Source organism: Microcystis sp. M015S2, from assembly GCF_020245945.1.
Taxonomy (GTDB): Bacteria; Cyanobacteriota; Cyanobacteriia; order Cyanobacteriales; family Microcystaceae; genus Microcystis.
The window spans coordinates 1-23,587 of the sequence record NZ_JADBTX010000016.1 but is presented as its reverse complement, the minus strand read 5'-3'; the positions used below and the strand labels follow the sequence as shown (position 1 = coordinate 23,587).

General features: G+C 45.9%; 25 protein-coding genes and 1 tRNA gene. 12 read left to right on the top strand and 14 right to left on the bottom strand.

Features of this window, described 5'->3' with window-relative positions:
• Position 1: 1 nt before the first annotated feature.
• From IM473_RS02885 to IM473_RS02870, 4 genes are all read right to left on the bottom strand, one after another.
• Positions 2–1,162, bottom strand: coding sequence for an ABC transporter permease subunit (locus IM473_RS02885; RefSeq protein WP_150977896.1), 1,161 nt, complete (start codon positions 1,160–1,162; stop codon positions 2–4).
• A gap of 94 nt (positions 1,163–1,256) precedes the next feature.
• Positions 1,257–2,573: an urea ABC transporter substrate-binding protein gene (gene urtA / locus IM473_RS02880; RefSeq protein ID WP_110578168.1), complete on the bottom strand. Its 1,317-nt coding sequence runs from the start codon at positions 2,571–2,573 to the stop codon at positions 1,257–1,259.
• A gap of 421 nt (positions 2,574–2,994) precedes the next feature.
• Positions 2,995–3,270: a TMEM165/GDT1 family protein gene (locus tag IM473_RS02875; protein WP_002732425.1), complete on the bottom strand. Its 276-nt coding sequence runs from the start codon at positions 3,268–3,270 to the stop codon at positions 2,995–2,997.
• Between the two features lie 86 nt (positions 3,271–3,356).
• The gene (locus IM473_RS02870) at positions 3,357–3,689 is read right to left on the bottom strand and encodes a TMEM165/GDT1 family protein (protein ID WP_287657175.1); all 333 of its coding nucleotides are present in this window, start codon (positions 3,687–3,689) and stop codon (positions 3,357–3,359) included.
• Positions 3,690–3,902: 213 nt separating this feature from the next.
• Here IM473_RS02870 and IM473_RS02865 point away from each other — a divergent pair, with 213 nt between their 5' ends.
• Positions 3,903–4,508 (top strand): vWA domain-containing protein, encoded by a 606-nt coding sequence (locus tag IM473_RS02865; RefSeq protein ID WP_002733700.1) that lies wholly within the window; start codon positions 3,903–3,905, stop codon positions 4,506–4,508.
• A gap of 48 nt (positions 4,509–4,556) precedes the next feature.
• Here IM473_RS02865 and glgA read toward each other — a convergent pair whose 3' ends face one another.
• The 8 genes from glgA to rpmG all read right to left on the bottom strand — a co-directional run bounded on the left by glgA (position 4,557) and on the right by rpmG (position 11,897).
• Positions 4,557–5,984, bottom strand: a complete 1,428-nt coding sequence (gene glgA, locus IM473_RS02860; protein WP_002741723.1) for a glycogen synthase GlgA — start codon at positions 5,982–5,984, stop codon at positions 4,557–4,559.
• A 218-nt stretch (positions 5,985–6,202) separates the two neighbouring features.
• On the bottom strand, positions 6,203–6,832 hold the full coding sequence (locus tag IM473_RS02855) for a LapA family protein (protein WP_287657172.1): 630 nt from the start codon (positions 6,830–6,832) through the stop codon (positions 6,203–6,205).
• 176 nt (positions 6,833–7,008) lie between these two features.
• Entirely contained in the window at positions 7,009–7,626 is a 618-nt protein-coding gene (locus tag IM473_RS02850; protein ID WP_104398397.1) for a flavin prenyltransferase UbiX, read from the bottom strand.
• The gene (locus tag IM473_RS02845; RefSeq protein ID WP_287657169.1) at positions 7,610–8,353 is read right to left on the bottom strand and encodes a HEAT repeat domain-containing protein; all 744 of its coding nucleotides are present in this window, start codon (positions 8,351–8,353) and stop codon (positions 7,610–7,612) included. The genes IM473_RS02850 and IM473_RS02845 overlap by 17 nt, the downstream gene beginning before the upstream one ends.
• A gap of 241 nt (positions 8,354–8,594) precedes the next feature.
• Positions 8,595–8,667, bottom strand: a tRNA-Phe gene (locus IM473_RS02840).
• 76 nt (positions 8,668–8,743) lie between these two features.
• Positions 8,744–10,972: a sensor histidine kinase gene (locus IM473_RS02835; RefSeq protein WP_287657167.1), complete on the bottom strand. Its 2,229-nt coding sequence runs from the start codon at positions 10,970–10,972 to the stop codon at positions 8,744–8,746.
• A 474-nt stretch (positions 10,973–11,446) separates the two neighbouring features.
• Positions 11,447–11,662 (bottom strand): 30S ribosomal protein S18, encoded by a 216-nt coding sequence (rpsR, locus tag IM473_RS02830; protein ID WP_002770735.1) that lies wholly within the window; start codon positions 11,660–11,662, stop codon positions 11,447–11,449.
• 40 nt (positions 11,663–11,702) lie between these two features.
• Entirely contained in the window at positions 11,703–11,897 is a 195-nt protein-coding gene (gene rpmG / locus IM473_RS02825) for a 50S ribosomal protein L33 (protein ID WP_002734724.1), read from the bottom strand.
• Positions 11,898–12,073: 176 nt separating this feature from the next.
• Here rpmG and IM473_RS02820 point away from each other — a divergent pair, with 176 nt between their 5' ends.
• Positions 12,074–13,486, top strand: a complete 1,413-nt coding sequence (locus IM473_RS02820) for a slr1306 family protein (RefSeq protein ID WP_287657166.1) — start codon at positions 12,074–12,076, stop codon at positions 13,484–13,486.
• Between the two features lie 9 nt (positions 13,487–13,495).
• Here the strand turns inward: IM473_RS02820 and IM473_RS02815 are convergent, their stop codons facing one another.
• A complete protein-coding gene (locus IM473_RS02815; RefSeq protein WP_104398393.1) occupies positions 13,496–13,882 on the bottom strand; it encodes a C6orf136 family protein in 387 nt (128 codons plus the stop codon).
• A gap of 160 nt (positions 13,883–14,042) precedes the next feature.
• Entirely contained in the window at positions 14,043–15,383 is a 1,341-nt protein-coding gene (gene miaB / locus IM473_RS02810; protein WP_287657165.1) for a tRNA (N6-isopentenyl adenosine(37)-C2)-methylthiotransferase MiaB, read from the bottom strand.
• Here miaB and IM473_RS02805 point away from each other — a divergent pair.
• The 10 genes from IM473_RS02805 (at position 15,382) to IM473_RS02760 (ending at position 23,364) form a co-directional block, all read left to right on the top strand.
• Positions 15,382–15,657: a hypothetical protein gene (locus IM473_RS02805; protein ID WP_287657162.1), complete on the top strand. Its 276-nt coding sequence runs from the start codon at positions 15,382–15,384 to the stop codon at positions 15,655–15,657. The two genes, miaB and IM473_RS02805, sit on opposite strands and share 2 nt — an antisense overlap.
• Positions 15,658–15,739: 82 nt before the next feature.
• Complete coding sequence (locus IM473_RS02800; protein WP_002741693.1) at positions 15,740–16,024, top strand: Nif11-like leader peptide family natural product precursor; 285 nt, start codon at positions 15,740–15,742, stop codon at positions 16,022–16,024.
• A 606-nt stretch (positions 16,025–16,630) separates the two neighbouring features.
• Positions 16,631–16,942, top strand: coding sequence for a carbon dioxide-concentrating mechanism protein CcmK (locus IM473_RS02795; RefSeq protein WP_002734613.1), 312 nt, complete (start codon positions 16,631–16,633; stop codon positions 16,940–16,942).
• Between the two features lie 66 nt (positions 16,943–17,008).
• On the top strand, positions 17,009–17,350 hold the full coding sequence (locus tag IM473_RS02790; protein ID WP_002733426.1) for a carbon dioxide-concentrating mechanism protein CcmK: 342 nt from the start codon (positions 17,009–17,011) through the stop codon (positions 17,348–17,350).
• A gap of 32 nt (positions 17,351–17,382) precedes the next feature.
• Positions 17,383–17,694: a beta-carboxysome shell vertex protein CcmL gene (gene ccmL, locus IM473_RS02785; RefSeq protein ID WP_002734360.1), complete on the top strand. Its 312-nt coding sequence runs from the start codon at positions 17,383–17,385 to the stop codon at positions 17,692–17,694.
• 70 nt (positions 17,695–17,764) lie between these two features.
• Positions 17,765–19,723 (top strand): RuBisCO small subunit-like domain-containing protein, encoded by a 1,959-nt coding sequence (locus IM473_RS02780; RefSeq protein WP_287657159.1) that lies wholly within the window; start codon positions 17,765–17,767, stop codon positions 19,721–19,723.
• 131 nt (positions 19,724–19,854) lie between these two features.
• Positions 19,855–20,517 carry a beta-carboxysome scaffolding protein CcmN gene (ccmN, locus tag IM473_RS02775; RefSeq protein ID WP_287657157.1) on the top strand — a complete coding sequence of 221 codons (663 nt, stop codon included), beginning with the start codon at positions 19,855–19,857 and terminating at the stop codon, positions 20,515–20,517.
• A gap of 551 nt (positions 20,518–21,068) precedes the next feature.
• Positions 21,069–22,484 (top strand): form I ribulose bisphosphate carboxylase large subunit, encoded by a 1,416-nt coding sequence (locus IM473_RS02770; RefSeq protein ID WP_002753365.1) that lies wholly within the window; start codon positions 21,069–21,071, stop codon positions 22,482–22,484.
• A 130-nt stretch (positions 22,485–22,614) separates the two neighbouring features.
• Complete coding sequence (rcbX, locus tag IM473_RS02765) at positions 22,615–23,013, top strand: RuBisCO chaperone RbcX (RefSeq protein WP_002732424.1); 399 nt, start codon at positions 22,615–22,617, stop codon at positions 23,011–23,013.
• A 15-nt stretch (positions 23,014–23,028) separates the two neighbouring features.
• Positions 23,029–23,364 carry a ribulose bisphosphate carboxylase small subunit gene (locus tag IM473_RS02760; protein ID WP_002741682.1) on the top strand — a complete coding sequence of 112 codons (336 nt, stop codon included), beginning with the start codon at positions 23,029–23,031 and terminating at the stop codon, positions 23,362–23,364.
• Positions 23,365–23,587 lie beyond the last annotated feature (223 nt).

Sequence of the window (23,587 nt, the reverse complement as noted above, 5' to 3'; positions counted from 1 at the left end):
TCTATAACTCGGCAGTACGTCCTTTAGGAGGAAAAATTCCCGCAGGTTTGAATTGCAAGAAAGCAATAATTAAAGCAAAAATCATCACTTTTGCCATGCTAGTGGTGGAGAAAAAGGTGAAGAAATCCGTTAGGGGTTTTAGTGCTTCTACGGAACCAAAAATCAGGGCAAAAGTTCCCGAACCAATTAAATAATTAGCCACACCGATGGCCATAGCTGCGATAATAGTTCCTAGGAGATTACCCACTCCCCCCACCACCACTACCATGAAGGTATCAACGATATAATTTTGTCCCACATTTGGACCGACGGAACCCAAAAAACTAATCGCACAACCAGCAACTCCAGCTAATCCCGAACCGAGGGCAAAAGTCAAAGCATCCACTTGATTTGTCGGAATGCCTAAACAGGCACTCATCTGGCGATTTTGGGTGACGGCACGAATGCGTAAACCCCAAGAAGATTTATTTAAAAACCAATAGGTTCCTAACAAACAAAGGGCAGTTAAAATGATAATAAATAGACGGGTGTAGGGCATTTGAAAACCGGGTAAAGGTAAACCTCCCCGTAACCAAGCAGGAGCCGTGACATCGACGTTTCTGGCACTAAACCAGGGTCGAGCGAGAACCGGATTAAAAGATAAAAGATAGCCTAATAATCCAGCGATAGCTAGGGATAAAGGCAGGGTGACACCGATAGCTAAATTGCGAATTCTCTCCCAATCTAGGCGACGACTTAACACCGTCATCGCCCCAAAAAATAACAGACAGAAAACTATTAAACTAATTACTAATAACCCGTTGACACTTCTGACAAATTGCTGCAGAATTAAGCTAACTCCCCAAGTGGCCAGCAGCGTTTCTAGGGGTCTGCCATAGAGGAACCTAATCACCCCCCTTTCTAATAATAATCCCGCCAATCCCGACACTAAAAAAGCGATCGGTAGGGCGAATAAAACATAAGTATCAAAGAGGGGAGAACCGAAACCTTTAAAGATATTCTGCACCACAAAAGTACTGTAGGCCCCTAACATCATTAACTCACCGTGAGCGAGATTAATTACCCCCATCAGTCCAAAGACAATCGCTAGTCCTAAAGCGGCCAGCAATAGCACAGAACCGATGCTAATACCATTAAACAATCCTTCCAATAATGCTGACACTTTTCGTTATTCCTGTGCATTTTTAAGCTTTAAAAAGTGGGGTGAACAGTAATGCCCACCTCACTCTCGTTACTGTCTGGAAAAATTCCTAAAACTAGGATTTTTCCATTTTGAATTTACCGCCCTTGGCCGGATCCGTCCAGTCACAGGCAAAGCCCTTAGTTTCGGGGACAAATTGGTTCCAAGGTTGCGGATCCACTACCCCCGGAGTTGACCAAACAATGTCAAATAGACCATCATCTCTCACCTGACCAATGCGGACGGTTTTGGAGATATGATGATTGGGGAACATTTCCACCGGTCCTTCGGGAGCATCGAATTTTTGTCCCACGGCCGCGGCGCGAACTTTGTCGAGATCATCGGCGGTTGCCGCTTGTTCCACCGCTTGCTTCCAGAGATAGACCATGATGTAGGCCGCCTCCATCGGGTCGTTAGTGACGCGCTCCTGACCGAATTTAGCTCGAAAAGCCTCAACAAATTTTTTGTTAGCGGGGGTATCTACGGTTTGGAAATAGTTCCAACAAGCGTATTGACCGAGGAGATATTCCTTACCAATCTGTTTAACTTCTTCCTCGGCAACACTCACCGACATGACCGGATATTTATCGGGAGTTAAACCGGCCGCTTGCAGTTGTTTAAAGAAAGCCACGTTACTGTCACCGTTGAGGGTGTTGAAAATAACGCCACCATCGGGTAAAGCTTGCTTAATTTTGGTGATAATCGGGGTAACTTCCGTGTTACCTAGGGGTAGATAGTCTTCGCCCACGGTTTCGCCGCCTTTCGCCTTTAACTGCTCTTTAATAATCGTGTTGGCGGTGCGGGGAAAAACGTAGTCGGAACCGACGAGGAAGAATTTTTTCCCTTTATTTTCCAGCAACCAAGTCACTGCCGGCTCGATCTGCTGGTTAGGTGCAGCACCAGTGTAGAAGATATTTCTAGAACACTCTTGACCCTCGTACTGGACAGGATACCAGAGCATATGGTTTTTGGCTTCAAACACGGGTAAAACCGCCTTACGACTGGCGGAAGTCCAACAACCGAAGACAGTCACAACTTTGTCCTGATCGATCAGTTTGGTGGCTTTTTCGGCAAAAGTTGGCCAATCGGAAGCGCCATCTTCCACCACTGCCTCAATCTGTTTACCAAGAACACCACCGGCGGCATTGATTTCCTCGATCGCCAGTTTTTCCGCATCAACTACGCTGGTTTCACTGATGGCCATGGTGCCACTGAGGGAGTGCAGAATACCCACCTTAATTGTCTCTCCAGAAGCCGGGGCGGGACTAGCAGCTGGGCTAGGACTAGCCGTGGGGGTTTGGCTTTGATTGCCACCACAAGCTTTTAACAGAATACTGGTTCCCAAAGTGGCAGAACCGTACAGGAGAAATTTACGTCGTCCTAAATTTGACATGATGATCTTGAACTAACCTCGCTGACAATATTAGCTACTTCACACGGATGTTTTTGCTGAGGAGATTTTCGGGAATCTTTCTACAAATATCTGTGTGATATTACGGCTAGGTTAGCAGATTTTTTGTGATTTTCGCTACTTTTTGGATATTTTTTGTAATTTTCGCTACTTTTTTCCAAAAAATTAATTATTTTTCTGGAATTTGCCTCAGTTTTTTAGCTATCAGGAGTCGGGAGACAGGAGGCAGGAGATAGGAGACAGGAGACAGGAGATTATTTCTATTTATTCTTCCGACACCCCACACCCCACACCCTACACCCCACACCCTACACCCCACACCCTACACCCCACACCCTACACCCCACACCCCACACCCCACACCCTGCCCCCACCGAAAAGCTTTTTGCCGCAAACCCAATTATCAATCTGAATCTGGCCAAAGCAGCCGGACAGCAAGCAGCGCAAAACCAATGGCCGCTATCGCTTTTAATATCTTAGCGGGGAATAACTGCGCCATACTGCCGCCCGCAAGGACTCCTAAGAAACTGGTGCAGATTAAGGCGGTAATTGAGCCAAAAAAGACAGCTTTAGGTGATTTGGAACTGCCACCGAGAGCGATCGCTACTAATTGACTTTTATCGCCTATTTCTGCCAAAAAAACCGTGATAAATGTCAGTCCGAATAATTGCCAATTCATAAATTCTAGGGAGATGGGAAGCTTTTTTCAGTGAACAGTGAACAGTAAACAGTAAACAGTAAACAGTCACACTGATCACTGATTGCTTAGAGAATATCGCCGACCAGTAAACCAGTGATCAAAAGGAGAAGGATAGCGACACCGATATCTAAGGTTTTGGGGGAAAGACGACGCGCAATCCAATAACCAATCAGGACACCGAGGAGACTGGTAGCGATTAAAGCGCTGGCTGCCCCGGCAAAAACCACCCAGGGGGATTGAGATTCGGCGCTGATGAGAAGGGTGGCTAATTGGGTTTTATCGCCGATTTCAGCAAAAAATATGGTTAGGAAGGTGGAACTAAACACCGTCCAAAAACTCCAAGAAGGTGGATGATCTGGCTTTTTCTCGGTTGAGGCGATCGATTTGCTATCACTCATCGGCTAATTTAACAGTATCAGGTTAAGAAATAATTTTCATACTTTTTTCATTTTAGCCCGACCGGTTTTCTGGCGATAGTTTCTGCTGTTGATTACGCTGTCTCCTTCCCCCAATAGTTAAAAAACCCTAGTCGATCGAGGTAGAGTTTCCATCCTAGAGTTTAATAATTATTAGACTAGGACGAGCGCAAATTGCTTGGAGGTATAGCCCCTATGGTAGAAAACAGAGATTATACTCTGATTATTGACAAAAGTGGCAGTATGTCCACTGCTGATAAACCCAGCGAGAAAACCCGTTGGCAAATTGCCCAAGAATCCACCCTCGCCTTGGCTAGAAAGTGCGAGGAATTCGATCCCGACGGCATCACTATCTATCTTTTTTCCGGACGTTTCCGACGCTATGATAATGTTACTTCCGATAAGGTGACACAAATTTATCAAGAAAATGAACCCATGGGGAGGACAGACCTAGCCGCTGTTCTCCAAGATGCCCTCAATAATTATTTTCAGCGCAAAACTGCTGGCAAAACTAAACCCAACGGAGAAACTATTCTGGTGATTACCGACGGAGAACCAGATGATCGCAAAGCGGTGATGCGTCAAATTATCGAAGCTTCTCGAAAACTCGATCGGGATGAAGAATTAGCCATTTCTCTGATTCAAGTAGGCCATGATCGACAAGCGACAGAATTTCTCAAAGCTTTAGACGATCAACTAGAATCGGCGGGGGCCAAATTCGATATTGTTGACACAATTACTATCGATGATATGGAAGATATGACCCTAGCGGAAGTTCTTCTCAACGCCGTTACCGATTAATTTCTAGCCAGTAGGGGTGATATATCTTCACCCCTACTTAATCAGGATTTAACTGCTAGTCAGGGCGACAAATTTATCTTTTTCCTCATCGGATAATTGATCGGATTGTCCGGTGATTTGTTTGTAGATTTTGAGATATTCCAAAGCGGATTTATACCAACTAAAATCTTGAGTCATTGCCCGTTGCTGTAGTTTTTGCCAATCCTGTTTATAACGGAAACTTTCCCAAGTCCGGATCATACAGGTAAACAGGTCTAAAGGTTCATAGCGATCAAAACTAAATCCTGTTCCTCTTTCCTGAATCGGGTCGTGGAAAGATACCGTATCGACTAAACCACCGGTGCGGCGTACCATGGGAATACAACCGTAACGCATGGCCATTAATTGGGAAATGCCACAGGGTTCAAAACGGGAAGGCATTAACAAAGCATCGGCCCCCCCATAGATGCGACGGGAAAGGGCATCACTATAGAGAAGATGCAGGGACATTCGCCCCCGGAAACGGGAAGTCATCTCCCATAGTTGGGTTTCATAATAGCGATCGCCTGTACCTAAAATAATCAATTGTGCATCAGTATAGGTGAGAAAGCGATCTAAAATTTGCATCACTAGATCAATACCTTTTTGTTCTACCAAACGCGTCACCATCCCCATGACAAAGGCATTTCTGCTGACCTGTAGCCCCACTTCTTCTTGCAGGGCAATTTTATTAGCCAGACGTTTTTCGATGGTTTCTGGGGTAAAATTCTGCTTAAGATAAACATCTTTAGCTGGGTTATACACCTCCGTATCGATGCCGTTGACAATCCCCACCAGATTGCCAGAAATATAGGACAATAATCCCTCTAAATTTTCGCCATAAATGGGGGTCTGTATTTGACGGGCATATGTGGGAGAGACAGTCGTGACGCGATTGGCAAATTGAACCGCCGCAGCCATAGTATTATCGCCCTGCATATACCAAGGACACCAAGTCATTTTTTCTAACGCCTCCCGCCAAGGACCCTGGTAGGCGAGATTATGGATCGTAAAAACGGTGCTAATATCGGGGTCTTGGTGCATCCAGACGGGAATCATGCCCGTATGCCAATCATGACAGTGAATAACTTGCGGTTTCCAGTAATTCCAGGCGAATTCCGCCGCACCATTGGCAAATAGGGTAAATCGCCAGGCCTCATCTTCGCCTCCGTAGATACTGCGTCCAGAGAAAGCTAGATGACCAAAGAGGTAGAGAGGAATATCTGTATCGGGTAAAACCGTTTCATAGACTGAAAAATCCTGAAACATGGCGAATCCTGACCAAATGGGTTCGGAAGGGATGTCCATTTTTTCCTGGAGAAAACCGTAGTAGGGCAGAAAAATCCGCACATCATGACCTAGCTGACGCAAGACTTTCGGTAATGCCCCAATTACGTCTCCCATTCCCCCAACTTTGGCAATTGGGGCGGCCTCGGCACCCACAAATAGAATTCGCATATTCTTCCCGCTTCACTTCACGACGACAAGAAATTTTAACAGATAAAACCCCCCTAGCAGGATTTGCCAGCAGGTATTATCGGATTAGCTTAGATTTTTCTTTAACGAACCAGAGAGCCAACGAGGGGCATAATTAGCTTTTTTAAGTTTTTTAGCCTTTTTTTACCGTCTTTTTAGCAATTTTTAGCTGATCAGCACTGGTTCTGTCTCTGTCAAAGTTAAATCCACTCTTCTTCATCCGCTTTGTTTACTTCGTTTTGATCCTCGGCGGGGGGCGTAATAATCCGATAATTGACATCGTACACTTGATCGGCTTTTTCCCCGCGAGTCTGTTTGGCTGTGCGGTAACTATAGGAATAAACCGAGCCGGTTTGAGAACTGTCACTTGGTGGCTTGACAAAATTTGCTTTCTCCTCATCTGCAAGCCTAGGCGAGAATTCTTCCCGCTCCTGAATGATCGTCGGTTTTTCGGCTTGCCCTGAGCTACGTCGAAGGGGGGGTGTATCAAAATTCCAATCATCACCGCTATCTCTTTCCCAATCGTTACTCGGTGGAGACGGAGCAGAATCTTGAATATAGGTAGGTCGGGGAGATGGCGGTGGGACTGTAGGATTATTTCCTATACGAGGGGAGGCTTTTGGGGCAGCTAAAGGACGACCAAAACTATAGAGAAATTGCAGGGTTAAACCACTGATAATTCCCGCTAGGGTGAAAAGTAACACCCAGACCGCTAGGGGCAGTTTTACCGTCATAATACCGCCAAAAAAGACCAAAGTGATCACTCCCAGATTCTGCCAGATCAGTAATCCGCCTACAGCGATCGCAAATAAGACCATAATCCAGCCCATTTTTACCTCCCTTGACTCAGTGATCAGTAAACAGTGATCAGTAAACAGTGATCAGTAAACAGTGATCAGTAAACAGTGATCAGTAAACAGTAAACAGGTATAAAGATAAAGATAACTAACTAACTAATTAACTTAAAACTTACATCTGATAACTGATAACTGATAACTGATAACTGTTAATGTCCTTGCCAGCGATTAATTGTCACACAATCGATATCTAACTGATCGAGAGTACGAGCGATGACAAAATCGACTAAATCCTCGATCGATTGGGGATGGTGATACCATGCCGGTATTGCTGGCACAATTCTAACGCCCGCCTCGGCTAAAGTGGTTAAATTACGCAGATGAATTAAACTAAAAGGGGTTTCTCGCGGCACTAAAACCAATTTTCTGCCCTCCTTAATCTGCACATCCGCCGCTCTTTCTAGCAAATCGGAACTTAACCCCCCCGCTAATTTAGCCACTGTACTCATGCTACAGGGAATAATTACCATACCAAGGGTGCGATAGGAACCACTGGCGATCGTTGCCCCCACATCCCCCCAACGATGACAGCGTAATTTTCCCCCTTCCATCACCCCGCATTGACTGCGCCAAAATTGTTCTTGCAGCTCCGGTTCTGGCGGCATCCGAATATTATCTTCTGCTTGCCAGACAGTGTAAGCTGATTTGGAAGCCACTAGATCGATCGTGTAGTCGGCTAAAAGTAGATATTTGAGAGTACGGACGGCATAAATCAGCCCTGATGCCCCCGTAACGCCCAAAATTAGCGGTTTAGATAATTCCTTCAAGCTCTAATTCCTCGATCAATTGTAATCCTCTCGGATCGCCCACTTTTAATAAAGCACCTCTCGCATCTTCCTTGACACCTAAATCCTCATCTTCCACCAAGGCTTCGATCAAAGCATCGATCGCCGTGGCATAAATCACATTTAAGGGCAATTCTCGGCATAATTGACCGATCGACCAAGCGCAATTACTCCGCACCGCCGCGATTAAATCTCGGCGCAATCCTTCAATTAAAGGCGGCAAGACGGTGATGATATCTTCATAATTGACCTTGGCAATCTGGGCCAAACTACTGGCTGCCCATAATCGCACGGCCGAAATATCAGTTTTGAGAGCATGAACCAAAGGTTCGATCGCTCTGCGATCACCACAGTTACCCAGGGCCCAAACCACCCCTTTTCTGACGTAACCATTCCAATCTCTGGCCAGTAAATCGATTAAGGGCTCCACGGCACTAAGACTGGGATTTCTGCCCAAAGCGTAGGCGACACTGACACGCACTAGGGGACAGACATCGCTTAACATCTTCAGTAAAGGAGCGATCGCTCTTTCGTCACGCAATTCACAAAAGGCGCGGGCCGCGATCATTCTCTCGCTCAGATGATCAGAAGTAAGCAATGAGAGCATTTCCTCTGGATCGGGGGGGATTTCCGCTGCTAGGTCCGGATCGCTCCCATCGAGAGGATTATTTAAGGAGTTGTTAGAGTCTAGGATTTCATTATCGTACATACTTGTTAGATTATCTTAATCCGTGACCGCTTACGTCAAGCCAAAAATCAAAAAGTGGTTGCCGGTTGGGGAGACTTTTCCGTGATCAGTAATCAGTGAACTGAAGACTCAAATCTGATCGAATATCGGCGGCCCGTATCATCACTTATAAGCTAAGACGCATTTTAACCGCCCATCCCTGCATTTACAAAACCTAGCAGACTAGAAAGTAAATACAGGGCAAATTTTAGTGTTTTTTCGATGCCAAGACGCGGATTTGAACCGCGGACACGAGGATTTTCAGTCCTCTGCTCTACCAACTGAGCTATCTCGGCGTTTTTCAGTCCTTTATCAACATAGCACGCCCTCGAAATAATTGCAAGGTTTTTTTCTAAAAAGTTTTCTGCTCGACTAGATTGGCAAGGTGAGGGTAAAAGTGGTGACAGCATTGGCACTGGTGACATCGATGGTGGCATTCAGGGGTTTAATCAGTTTGCAGACCAAAGCTAAACCTAAACCAGTACCACTGTAGCGCCAGGGATCGTGGTTAGGAATGCGATAAAAAGGGGCGAATATTTTTGATAATTCCTCTGGAGCGATTTCTACACCTGAATTGCTCACACTAATTAATATTTGCTCGTCCGCACGCCAGACATTTACCCTAATTATTCCTCGTTCTGGGGTATATTTAGAAGCATTAGTCAGTAATTCCGCTATGATGCGCTCGATATGACACAGACTGGTGTTAATTTCCGGTATATCCCCATCTATATCTAAAATTAACTGCTGTTGTCGCTCGCGGGTGAGAGTGCGAAAAGGTTCCACTAATAAGGGTAGCCAAGAAAGTAAGTCGATCGCTTCGATCGCCGGGGGTTCGGTTTCCGCATCCAGATAGGTTAAAGTCAACAGATCATTAACTAACTTACTCTGACGCTGAGATTCAATGTTAAGAATTTGCAACAGTTGACCGATCGAATCCTCTGGATCGATCTCGATTCCTTGATCTTCTAGGAGACTTTCTAGGGTTTCCACCGCTAGACGAATGCTGGTAATCGGGGTTCGCAGTTCATGGGAAAGGGTTTTCAGGAATTCGCTTTTTAATCTTTCCAGTTTTTCTAATTCCCTCACTTGTGCTTGGGAAGATTCGTAAAGTCGCGCCTGGCGAATAGCGATCGCACATTCGGCGGCAATATGTTGAATCAAATTAGTTTCTAAGGAGTTAAAAATCTGATTAGACGGTCGAATTAGCCAAAGATTGCCCAAAAAACCCTGATCGTCAAAGATAGGACAAGCACAACGGTTAACACGACCAATTTGCGGATTGCCAAGGGGAAGACGATCGACAAATTGTAAAATTTGTTTGTGCAGCAGCGGTTGATAGATTTCGGGAAAATCGCTAATTTGACGGGTAATTCCCTGACAGATAAGCTTTTGAGTGGTATATTCGTGGACAATAGTGGCTTTGCTGCGACTGGGATCGTAAAGCTCAATTTGGGCGCGTTCTACGGGTAAAACCTGCACTAATTCCCTAGTGGTAGTTTGCAGAATATGATTTTCATCGAGACTATCGCGAATTTTTTCGGTAATCCGTCCGATTAATGCTTCATACTTCAAAGTCATCTGCAATTCGGCGGTTCTTTGCTGAACCTCCGATTCTAAGGCAGTATTCAAGCATTTTACCCGTTGGTGCAGTTCCGCTTGTTGAATGGCAATTCCCACTTGAATGGCTAATTGTTTGAGCAGATCGATTTCTTGGGATTGCCAAGAGCGAGTTTTTTGGCAATTTTGGGCAATTAGTAACCCCCAGAGTTGGTTATCGCAGATAATTGGCACCACCAAGTTAGCCTGTACTTGCAAAGAGGTTAGCAGGCTGCGATAACAGGGATCAAGTCCCGAATTATGGACATTTTCAATAACTTGAATTCTCCCGCGACGATAATTTTCCAGACGTTCTGGGGATAAATTAAAACAGGGATCCTGGATGCTGTTTCCTAAGACAGAATTAATCCTCGCAGTATGGGATTCCACCACAATCATGCCACTATGATCGGGGAATAAACGATAAATTAATACTCGATCGCAGTTGAGGAATTGTCGCACCTCTTTAACGGTTCTTTGCAAAATGCGATCAAGATCCAATGATTGCCGGATTCTTTCCTGCATTACCCCCAGTAGTTGTTCCCGTTCTGCTTGTAATCTTAAAGCTTCTTCGGCCTGTTTGCGTTCGGTGATATTGGTACTGGTTCCCACTAAACGATAGATACGCGCATTGTTATCCCGTAGGGGTGTTAAAGTTGTTAGCCACCAGTAGGGTATATTTTGAAAAGGTAAATACTGTTCGTAGGAAATAGTCGTTCCGTAACGTACACAATCACTATAGTGTTGCCGCACACTACGCGCATCATCGGGGGGAAGGATTTGTTCGGGAGTTTTGCCTTTAATATCCGATGAGCGCAGTCCTGTCCAGCGTTCATGAACGGGGTTTGCTCCCACATAGCGAAAATCTCTATTTTCCAGCACGTCCACTACAAAAATCGACGCTTGCACGGAATTAAATATACTACGCAGAAACTGCTCGGAATCCTCCTCTTGTAGCTGTCCATCTAACTCGGTATCGATTGCTGATGGCTGCTTTTCCATAAGAGCCTCCCTTTGTGCTAATTGGTGGATTTGGATCGATAATCACAAAATCGTTGGCTACTACTAGGGCGATTTAATTATTTTTTAAGATTCTCGCACGAATTTTCCTATCCGCTGCCGATTTCGATATATTTCTTTGCAAAAACGAGAAAGCAACCCCAATATACTGAGATCGCTTATCAGTTATCAGTGATCAGGTTTAAGTTTTAAGTTAAGTAGCTAGACACAATTAATCACACATATTGCATGAGTGCCTATCCTCACCAAGAATTTAATTTTGTCCTATTACTTATCAGAGTTCAATTACAGCGTTTCTCATCAAGATGAAGCATAACCTAATTTGGTATGGACGACCGGCTCTCCAAAAGGAGAACTTCCTACCTCACCATTTAAGATAACTGCTGTAATTAGTTAACTATATATGTTATTTTCAGTAATCAGTGATTACTGATTACTGATCACTGATCACTGAATTTAGGCTTCTTGGTTGACAAAAGGTAATAAAGCCATTAAACGGGCCCGTTTTACCGCTTCCGTTAAATCTCGCTGTTGTTTAGAAGTCAAACCGGTGATGCGTCTAGGCAGAATTTTGCCGCGTTCGGTGATGAATTTGCGGAGTAGTTCGGTGTCTTTGTAGTCAATCGGTTGACTGGGGGAGATGGGAGAGAGACGTTTACGATAGTAGCTCATAGATTTGTAAAGATTGCTTGACTTTTTAACTAAAGTGTGCTTACTTAATTTCCTTGTGGACGGTGTGCTTATTGCAGTGGGGACAGTATTTCTTGATTTCCAGTCTGCCGGTGGTATTGCGACGGTTTTTGCTGGTGGTGTAGCGAGAAACGCCGGGGGTACGCTTATCGGGATTACTGCGGCATTCCGTGCATTCTACAGTGATGATCAGGCGAACGCCTTTTTTACTAGCCATAACAACAGGGGATCGGGTAAATTTACACGCAATCGATCATTATGACATATCTGGGGCTTTTTAGGCAAGAGAGGCCGGGGCGAACCCAGGGAATTGTCGGCTAAAAAGTTGAGTTTGGGATGAAATCCAGCACAAAAAAGCTAGAATAATCACAGCAGTTGGCGAGGATGAGGAAAATGACGGTAAGATTGGGTAAACCGATTTTAGTGATGGGGATAGGCATTACCATCGCTTTCACCCTAGGGGAAACTCTCAATAGTACACTGAGCGAAATCGGTTCCTGGGGTATTTTAGGTGCGTTTGCTCTTGGTGCTGGTATCTGGTTTTGGCAAAAACCCCACTCGAAAATCGATTTTTCCTCCCCCACTCCCTTGAGTCTAGAAAAGGTTAAACAAGCGATTAGCAAGGCCGAGAAGATAATTAATTATCTGGCCAAAGAAGACCCAAATCAAGACTTAACCCCACTGAAAACCACTTTAACCCAATTAAACCAAGAATTTAGTCGCCAAGACCTGAAAATTGCCATTACCGGTGCGAGAAAAACTGGTAAAACTGCCTTAAAAAAACTACTAGAAAGCGGCAACTTTGGGGAATCTATCGCTTTTCTGGAAACGGAACCGCTTCTAACTTTCGATTCCACCGCTAACCAGAAAAAGTCCCTAGCAGCCGACTTAGTTTTCTATCTTATCAATGGGGATTTAACCGATTCCGAATGGCAAATCCTCCAGCAATTCGATCGAATGCACCAGCGTGTTATCCTGTTACTGAATAAACAGGATCGTTTACCCGCCGAAACCAGAGAAGAAATACTCCTTTCACTGAAACAAAGACTAAAAGAAACTATTCCCGCTCATCATATTTTAGCCATAGCTGCTGCCCCTGAACCCCTAAAAGTTCGTCAACATCAAAGCAATGGAGAAATCAAGGAATGGACGGAACCTCAAACCGTGGTTATCGCTCCTTTAGATAATCATCTCCGACAAATTATCGAACAAGAAAAGTCCGAATTAGTTCTTGGAACTATCTGGAGACAAGCGCTAGAATTAGCCAAGGAAACCAAACAATTACTTAATCAATCCCGACGCAAAAAGGCTTTACCTGTTATCGAACAATACCAATGGATAGCCGCTACTGCCACTTTTGCTAATCCCCTAGCGGCCCTAGATTTAGTTTTAGCAGCAGCTACTAACGCTCAAATGCTAGTGGATTTAGGGGGAATTTATCAACAAAAAATGTCCCTTGAACAAGCAAAAACAGCCATGGCCACCCTGGGGAAAATGATGGTACAATTGGGCATGGTAGAAGTGACAACCCAGGCATTAGGAACGATTCTCAAGGGAAATGCGATTACTTATATCGCCGGTGGTACAGTGCAGGGAATTGGGGCAGCCTATCTAACTCGTTTAGCTGGTTTAAGTTTAATTGAATATTTTCAAGAACAGGAAATTAACGAGCAGCTGAATAATGATTGGAATTGGACGAGTTTGCAGGATAAAGTTAAACAGGTCTGGGAACAAAATCAGCGCCTAGCATTTTTACAGGATTTTATCAAGCAAACGAGCACTCGTTGGTCGGCATTTTCTGGTTAAAAAATCTAGTTAAGAACTGGGAAAAGGTAAATGCTGACGCAGCACATCCCAGCGCGAACAATCCCAATAATCAATATGAGAAATAATCAGATTATTGTCATCGAGAGTTAATTGGCTGCGTCCAGAAATAGCGATGCGAGGCCGCCAAGGTAAAGGAGTTGTCCAGTGCAATGTCCAACGGGTATTAATAATATTTCCCTGCTGTTCAATTGCGTGGACATCCATCTTGATAGCTTGGAACCATTGACTCATAAAACCAATCATTTCCCGATAGCGTTTAATCCCCCGAAATTGATTGAGAGGGTCTTGAAAATAAACGTTATCAGCATAAATATCATAGGTTTGATCGAGGGGAAATCTTTGATAATCTTGCTGCAAAATAGCGATAATATCCATAAAATACCCAATTATTCCCGATAGCTATTGCCTTTTTTCACTGCTGAGAGGTAACTGTTAACTATTAAGTAACTAAGCAAAATTAGTTATACATATTTAACTACCTATTGCCTATTGCCTATTGCCTCTCCTAAACAAGAAATTAATTTTGCACCACTACTTAAAAGATCACTCCCGTCAAACTAAAGGGACGGACTTCGGTAATTTTAACCTTAACAAATTTGCCGCGCAATTCCTCAATATTTCCGGTAAAGAAAGTTAAGCGATTGCCTCTAGTTCTTCCCATAACTTGACTAGCATCTTTAGGGTTAACGTCTTCCACTAAAATTTCCTCAATTCTGCCTAAATATCTTTGGGAACGTTCGGCGGCTTTTGTTGCCACTAAATGATTTAATCTTTGTAGGCGATCGCTTTTTACCTGCTCACTTAATTGATCATCCCAAATAGCGGCCGGAGTCCCGGGACGGGGAGAATAGGCCGCCGTATTTAATTGATCAAAACCAATCTCATCGACTAATTTTAAAGTATTCTCGAACTGTGCCTCTGTTTCTCCGGGGAATCCGACAATCGCATCGGCACTAATGGCAGCATCTGGCATTAAATCGCGAATATTAGCAATAATTTGTCGGTATTTTTCCTGAGTATAGCCCCGTTTCATCGCCTTGAGAACATCATTATCCCCCGATTGAAAAGGGATATGAAAATGTTCACAAACTTTAGGTAATTCCTGACAAGCTTTAATCAAACGTTCGGTAAAATAGCGGGGGTGACTGGTGGCAAAACGGAGACGTTCAATGCCGGCCACATCGTGAATGTAGTAGAGTAAATCGGTGAAATTGTGCAGATGTCGGCCGCTTGCCGTCACTCCGGGTAAATCCCGTCCGTAGGCATCGATATTTTGACCTAAAAGGGTGATTTCTTTATACCCCTGTTGTCCTAATTGTGCCATTTCTGCTCGAATTGCCGCAGGAGTGCGAGATTGTTCCACCCCGCGCACCCCCGGAACCACACAATAGGTACAGCGTTCATTGCAACCATAGATGACGTTCACCCAAGCGGTAATATTACTATCCCGGCGCGGTTTGGTGATATCTTCCATGATGTGGATGGGTTCGGTGGCCACCACCTGGGAACCGTCAAAAACTTGTTGTAATAAGTCTCCCAAGCGGTTTGCGTGTTGGGGACCGATAATTAAATCCACCTCGGGAACCCGTCTTAACAATTGTTCCCCTTCCTGTTGGGCCACGCAGCCAGCGACCACTAGAGTAAGATCGGGTTGAGTTTGTTTGCGTTTAGCCTGTCTACCGAGATAGGAATACACCTTCTGTTCGGCATTATCGCGAATTGTACAGGTATTGTAGAGGATTAAATCGGCTTCGTTGGCATCCTCAGACCATTGAAACCCCAAATCTTCTAAAATACCCGCCATGCGTTCGGAGTCAGCTTTATTCATCTGACAACCAAAGGTGGTGATATGGTAACGACGTGGGGACTTATTCATGATGCTGGCTACAGAAACAAGAGTGCAGGTTTCTATTTTAGGCTATTTATCCTCTGACTTGAAAGAAGCGGTCGGCGGTCGGCGGTCGGCGGTCGGCGGTCGGCAGGAGTCAGGAGTCAGGAGATTATTTTTATTTATTGTCCCCACACCCCACACCCCACACCCCACACCCCACACCCCACACCCCACACCCCACTTCCCAGAAAAAGCATACTCAGCCATACAAGCAAATAAAAACGAAACTTTTGCTTTGAGGATATCTCCTGACTGGTAGGATAAAAATAAACCATAACTAGGCAGTTTAACCTCCACGCCGCCGAGGCCACACCTTTAATCATCAAAGGAAAAGTATTTATATGTCTAAAAATCAAGTGTTCGATTTCTTCGCCTTAGCCGCTAAAAACGAAGAATTGGGTCAAAAAATGCGCTCAACCCAAGATCCTCAGCAATTACTAGAGATAGCTCGCTCCCAAGGCTTCGATTTCTCCCGTCCTGAATTAGAAGCGGCACTCAAATCCTTGCACGAGAGTCCCGACTTTTTCCAAAAGTTAGCTCATGCAGTGTTAGAAGTTTTCAGTCCTAACCACGATAATTATCCCTCGATCGGTGTCCAACCCTACGAAGGTGAGATCGATCGCTAGAATCAGTGATCAGTTTTTTAGCCGTCAGGAGTCAGGAGTCAGGAGATTATTTTTATTTATTCTCCCCACTCCTCTCTCCCCAACCCCAGCCGTATATAGTATAAAAAAATTATAAAAAAGCCGAAATTAGGGAAAAATAGGCTTTTATCTGCCAGTAAATCCAGCAGAGACAATTGAGCTGCCAAGAGAGAAGTTAAAGGGCAAATGCAGTCATAGCAAAGGTTTTGACCGTAAATCTCCTCAGAATTGCTGAGGCTGATGGACGAAGGGAAGGAATGATTAACTTTCGTTAACCGGAAGATGAGAAATAATCATAATGTTTTATATTGTCAAAGGTGTCATAGTTTCCTATGCTTTTTTTAGGTTGATAATTTTGCCTGACTCGTCAAATTTTTACCAACCAGCCCTAGAAAATAAAATTAGTGGATGAAAACGGTCACGATCGAGATAAAATCTAGGATGGTCTTACCCCCACCTTGCCACGATCCCGACTGCCACCAAAGCTAGAGCAGGAAAAGTAACAAGGAAAGAATTTGACTGAAACAAAGTTGATAACGCTAACGAAATTAATAGTTTAGTTTGGCTTGACAAGCGAGGAACAAAAAAATGCCAATTGCAGTAGGAATGATTGAAACCCTAGGATTTCCCGCCGTTGTGGAAGCGGCCGATGCCATGGTCAAGGCCGCCAGGGTGACTCTAGTGGGTTACGAAAAGATCGGTAGTGGTCGCGTCACTGTCATTGTCCGGGGAGACGTTTCAGAAGTGCAAGCTTCTGTGGCTGCCGGAGTGGAAAACGCCAACCGGGTTAACGGAGGACAAGTGCTATCTACCCATATCATCGCTCGTCCCCACGAAAACCTCGAATACGTGCTGCCCATTCGCTACACCGAAGAAGTAGAGCAATTCCGCAGCTATTAAACACCGTTAATCGGGGTCAGCATCTATAGAGTCGAAGAAAGCCAACCATTAGGAGACAAAAATATTATGTCAATTGCAGTGGGCATGGTGGAAACCTTGGGTTTCCCAGCCGTCGTCGAGGCGGCTGATGCCATGGTGAAAGCCGCCCGCGTAACCCTAGTAGGTTACGAAAAAATTGGTAGTGGTCGCGTCACCGTCATCGTCCGGGGGGACGTTTCGGAGGTACAGGCCTCCGTATCGGCGGGGACAGAAGCGGCATCTAATCGTGTTAAGGGTGGTCAAGTCCTCTCGACCCACATCATCGCCCGTCCCCACGAAAACCTCGAATACGTTCTTCCCATCCGTTATACAGAAGCCGTGGAACAGTTTCGTGAAAGTGTTAACCCACAACCTTTAAGACGAATCTAGAGCGCAACTAACTTTTAGTGTAAACAAATTCCATGCAAATTGCCAAAGTTTGCGGAACCGTCGTTAGCACCCTGAAACCGCGCAGTATGACGGGAGTGAAACTTCTGCTTTTGCAATTCATCGACGCACAGGGGCAACTTTTGCCTAAATACGAAGTAGCGGGTGATATTGTCGGAGCGGGGCTTAATGAATGGGTGCTAGTGTCCCGGGGAGGAGCGGCTCGGATCGAAGACGGGCAGAACAATCGCCCCCTTGACGCGATGGTGGTGGGGATTATTGACACTATAACCGTAGAAAATCGCACCCTCTACAGCAAGAGAGACGAATTTCGTCAATCCGGTTAGAAATCGATAGGACCCAAACACAGTTAATTAACAACCAGCCAGCCAAATTCAGTATGGAGGAAGACTAACTATGGTCGTCCGCACAACGGCGGCTAGTCCGAAAAAGCGGACCAAATCCCCAGAGGAAACGCGCATAGACGAGAGTGCCAAAGTCCACACCTTCTCTAACCTCAGTGGCGCTATCGAGATCGGGGCGCGAGTGGTGATCGCTCCGGGGACTTCCATCCGCGCCGATGAAGGAACCCCCTTTCACATTGGCGACGACAGCAAAATTCAGGACGGAGCAATCATCCACGGTTTAGAAAAAAGCCGTGTGGTGGGAGATGACGGCCGAGAATATTCGGTGTGGATCGGCCGGGGCAGCTGTATCACCCACATGGCACTCATTCACGGGCCTGCCTATGTGGGCGATCGCTGTTTTATCGGTTTTCGCTCCACCGTCTTTAATGCCCGCATCGGGGCCGATTGCATCGTCATGATGCACGCCCTCGTTCAAGACGTGGAAATCCCCGCCGGTAAATTCGTGCCATCCGGTTCCGTGATCACCAGCCAACAACAGGCCGACCGCTTACCCGATGTCACAGAAATCGATCGAGCCTTCACTCGTCACATTGTCGATATCGACCTCGCCCCCAGCGTCCCGGTCAAGGCCCACAGTCCAGCGACTCCTGCACCAGCAGCCGCTATAAACATCGCTAATGAGACGCTATATAGAAATTCGGTGACACCTATGAGTTTAAATACAAACATTCGAGCGCAGGTTCGCTCCCTCCTCTCCCAAGGCTACAAGATCGGCATCGAATACGCTGACAAACGCCGCTTTAAAACCAGTTCTTGGTTAAGTGCCGGCTTTATCGACGGCGGCCGCGAAGAACAGGTATCCCAATCCCTAGAAGCCTCCCTCAGAGACCTGCAAGGCGAATACGTCCGCCTGATCGGAGTCGATCCCGCCGCTAAACGGCGCATACTGGAAATGATTATCCAACGCCCCGAAGACACACCGGGAGAACCGGCCCGCACCACCACCGCCGTCCACGGCGGTCATGGCAACGGTAACGGCCATTCGGACCTGTCCGTACAAGTGCGTTCCCTGCTGGCCCAAGGGCTGAAAATCGCCACCGAACACGCGGATAAACGCCGGTTTAAAACCAGTTCTTGGTTAACCGGACCTGCGATCGAAACCAAGAGCGAAGCGGGCATCATTCGCGATATTGAAGCGATCGTGACTGAAAATAGCGATGAGTATGTCCGCCTGATCGGGATCGACCCGCAAGCGAAAAAACGGGTCGTCGAAATGATTATTCACCGCCCCGGCAGCGCCCCCGCTAGTAACGGCAGCGGCAAAGCCAGCAGCTACAGCGCCCCCGCTAGTAACGGAGCCAGTCATAGCAGCAGTGGTAGCTTAAGTGGGGAAACGATCGCTCAAATTCGTTCCCTGCTCGCCCAAGGCTACAAAATCGGCACCGAACACGCCGATAAACGCCGGTTTAAAACCAGTTCTTGGCAGAGTTGCGCTCCGATCGAAAGCAATCGCGAATCTGATGTAATTACTGCTTTGGAAGATTGTTTACGCGAACATAGCGGCGAATACGTCCGCTTACTCGGTATCGATGCTAAAGCCAAAAAACGGGTTTTAGAAACGGTGATCCAGCGTCCCGATGGTTCGGTGGCTAGCAATGGCAACGGTAAAACCGCCACCGTTGCTGAACCGAGTTTCAAAAGCTCTGCTTCCAGTTCCTCCGGCGGCGGTACTGCCACTTTAACCAGTACCTTAACGGCGGAAACGATCACTCAAATTCGCTCTTTATTGAACCAAGGTCACAAAATCGGGGCCGAACACGCGGATAAACGTCGTTTTAAAACCAGTTCTTGGCAAAGCTGCACCCCGATCGAGAGCAGTCGCGAATCCGATGTGGTGGCCGCTTTAGAAACCTGTCTGCGCGACCATCAAGGGGAATACGTTCGTCTAATCGGGATTGACTCCCAAGCGAAACGTCGTGTTCTCGAATCGATTATTCAACGCCCTTAATTTCAGGACTCGGCGATCGGTGAAGGGAGATAGGTGTTAGGTGTTGGCGGATCGGGAAAAATACCGGAAACTCTAACCCCTACCCCCTAACCCCCGCTCACTGATCACTGATCACTGAGTAACTGTCAATTATGTCCTTACCCCCCGTTCAACCTATTAGCCGCTCGGAATTCTATGTCAATGGTGATGTAACCATTGATGAGAGTGCGATCGTGGCTCCGGGGGTGATTCTCCGAGCAGCCCCCAATAGCCAAATAATTATCGGTGCGGGTGCTTGCCTGGGTATGGGAACAATTTTAACCGCCTATCAGGGTGTGATTACTATCGGTGCAGGGGCAATTTTAGGTACAGGTGTTCTAATTGTCGGTCGGGGTGAAATCGGTGAAAATGCCTGTATCGGGTCAACCACAACGATTTTTAATGCTTCTGTGGCAGCGATGTCGCTCGTACCGTCCGGTTCCCTGATCGGAGATACTTCCCGTCAAATTACCATCGAGGTGTCAGCGACCCGATCGGAACCGGAAAGGCCCCCTTTACCGGAACCGCAACCCGTAGTCAGTCAAGTGTCCCCAGTGCCGTCAGTGGAGGAAGTGGTCTCCGAAACCGTGGCCAGTCCTTGGGATGGCGAGGAAATGGTCGCCGAGGCCAGTCCTGCGGAAACCAGAGAACAAGCATCTACTACTAACCGACCGAATCAAGCATCGGTGGTCGGAAAGGTCTATATCAATCAGTTATTGGTCACGCTATTTCCAGAACGTCATCGTTTTAATGGCAACAATAACCATAATTCTTGAAGGGGAAAATAATCGTTCACAAGCCAAAAATCTCAACAATAATTACTGAGTAATTAGACCTAATTTATCTAGAGTTCACGGCTGTCTAACTGTCCTCTAGGTACTGGGTATAATTGCTTAGAAATCCCATTAATATTTAGCGATTGCCGACAACTTTTTGAGGTTGTAATTATTGATAATCTTCCTCAATTAAGGAGTAGTTTTAATCGCTCAAAGCCTGATGAGCAGAAGTTTCTGTGTGTCAATCAGGTAAATTTTTGTTGATTTTTTTGTGTTTTTGTAGAGATTGTCAAAGTTAGATGACGACAGATTAAAGAAACTAATCCCCCCGAGAAAAAAAAACAATCAAAATTTTAGAGATAGAGAAAAAAAATGATCAGAATAGGATAAAGTTCGTGTTAAGATGATCAGTTGAAAAAAACATTAGTGAAAATTGCTCCCTAACTTCGCTCCTGGCAGCAGGGGAAAGGAGCTTAAGAAAAATCTATGTCGGTTGACGGCGAGATTTTACAGGTGCGACTAATCATGCAGTTTATGGAGGAATAATCCCAATGGTGCAAGCCAAATCCAAAGGTTTCCAGGCCGGCGTAAAAGACTACCGCCTGACTTACTACACCCCCGACTACACCCCCAAAGATACCGATCTACTAGCTTGCTTCCGGGTAACACCCCAACCAGGAGTTCCTCCTGAAGAAGCAGGTGCGGCGGTAGCGGCGGAATCTTCCACAGGTACCTGGACCACCGTTTGGACCGATAACTTAACCGACCTCGATCGCTATAAAGGCCGTTGTTATGATATCGAACCCGTACCCAACGAAGATAACCAGTTCTTCTGTTTCGTTGCCTATCCTTTAGATCTATTTGAAGAAGGTTCCGTCACCAACATCCTCACCTCGATCGTTGGTAACGTTTTCGGTTTCAAAGCTCTACGCGGTCTCCGTTTAGAAGATATCCGTTTCCCCGTCGCTTTAATCAAAACCTTCCAAGGTCCTCCCCACGGTATCACCGTTGAACGGGACAAATTAAACAAATACGGTCGCCCCTTACTCGGTTGCACCATCAAACCCAAACTCGGCCTTTCCGCTAAAAACTACGGTCGTGCCGTTTATGAATGTCTCCGCGGTGGTTTAGACTTCACCAAAGACGACGAAAATATTAACTCTCAACCCTTCATGCGTTGGCGCGATCGTTTCCTCTTTGTCCAAGAGGCGATCGTTAAATCCCAAGCAGAAACCAACGAAGTTAAAGGACATTACTTAAACGTAACTGCTCCTACCTGCGAGCAGATGATGCAACGGGCTGAATTCGCTGCCGAAATCAAAACCCCCATCATCATGCACGACTACCTCACCGGTGGTTTCACCGCTAACACCACCCTGGCGAAATTCTGCCGCGACAAAGGGTTACTGCTCCACATTCACCGGGCAATGCACGCGGTTATCGACCGTCAGAAAAATCATGGTATCCACTTCCGCGTTTTAGCTAAGTGCTTACGTCTCTCTGGTGGTGATCACCTGCACTCGGGAACCGTTGTCGGTAAACTCGAAGGTGAACGCGGCATCACGATGGGTTTTGTTGACCTGATGCGTGAAGACTATGTGGAAGAAGATCGCGCTCGTGGTATTTTCTTCACCCAAGACTACGCTTCCTTACCCGGGGTAATGCCGGTTGCTTCTGGTGGTATCCACGTTTGGCATATGCCGGCGCTGGTGGAAATCTTCGGTGACGATTCCTGCTTACAGTTCGGTGGTGGAACCCTCGGCCACCCCTGGGGTAACGCACCGGGTGCCACCGCTAACCGTGTGGCTCTGGAAGCTTGTATCCAAGCTCGTAACGAAGGACGCTCCTTGGCCCGCGAAGGTAACGACGTTATCCGGGAAGCTTGCCGTTGGAGTCCTGAACTGGCTGCCGCTTGCGAACTCTGGAAAGAAATCAAATTCGAGTTCGAGGCTATGGATACCCTCTAATACAGCCCTTCAGAAGGTTGTTAGCAGTTATCGGTGCAAAATAATGCTGGGGACTTGCCCAAAATCGGCAAGCAGTCGCTAGAATTTCAACACTGATAACTGTCTAGCCAATAACTGAAAACTGTATAAAATGTATCCGAAAAAAGTTGTTCAAGATACCGCGAAAGTCTTACAAAGTTACCTAACTTACCAAGCGGTTCGCACGATTATCGATCAATTGTCAGAAACTAATCCCACTTTGGCTATTTGGCTGAGTCACTATACTTCTAGCCATTCCATTCAGGATGGCGAGGCCTATATTGCGGGGTTAATGACTGAGAATAAAGAGTTAGTTTTGCGGATCATGACGGTAAGAGAACATTTAGCCGAACAGGTTTTAGAGTTCTTGCCAGAGATGGTAAAAACGGGAATTATTAATGACAATACCGAACATCGTCGGCAACTTTTGGAACGTCTCACCCGTACTGCTATAAGTCAACCAGAGACATCGGAATTAAATCTCGATGTTGATGATCTACCCAACCCATAAGGAATCAAGAAACCCATGAAAACTTTACCTAAAGAGAAGCGTTACGAAACTCTTTCCTACTTGCCCCCCCTCACCGATCAACAAATTGCTAAACAAATTCAATACATGATCGATCAGGGTTATATTCCTGCTGTGGAATTTGAAAAAGATCCCAAACCCGCAGATTATCATTGGACGATGTGGAAACTGCCTTTATTCTCTGTTTCTGGCCCCCAAGAAGTTCTTAATGAAGTTCGCGAGTGCCGCACCGAGTATTCTGATTGCTACATCCGCGTGATCGCTTTTGACAACATCAAACAATGTCAAACCATGAGCTTTATTGTTCATAAACCCAATGCTGGCCGCTACTAATTTGGCTGTCATCTAAGTATTGAGTATAAGGGGGGTCGCTAGACCTCCTTTTTTTCTATAATTTGTTATTGAAAATCATTGATTATAGCAAAGAGCGGGATAGTTAGGACATAATAGAGAAAAAGAAATGAGGAGAAGCTTTCATGGCAGCACCCTATAGTGATGATTTAAGACAGAAAGCAGTGAGTGCCGTAGAGCGAGGGGAGAAAAAAAGCCATGTCTG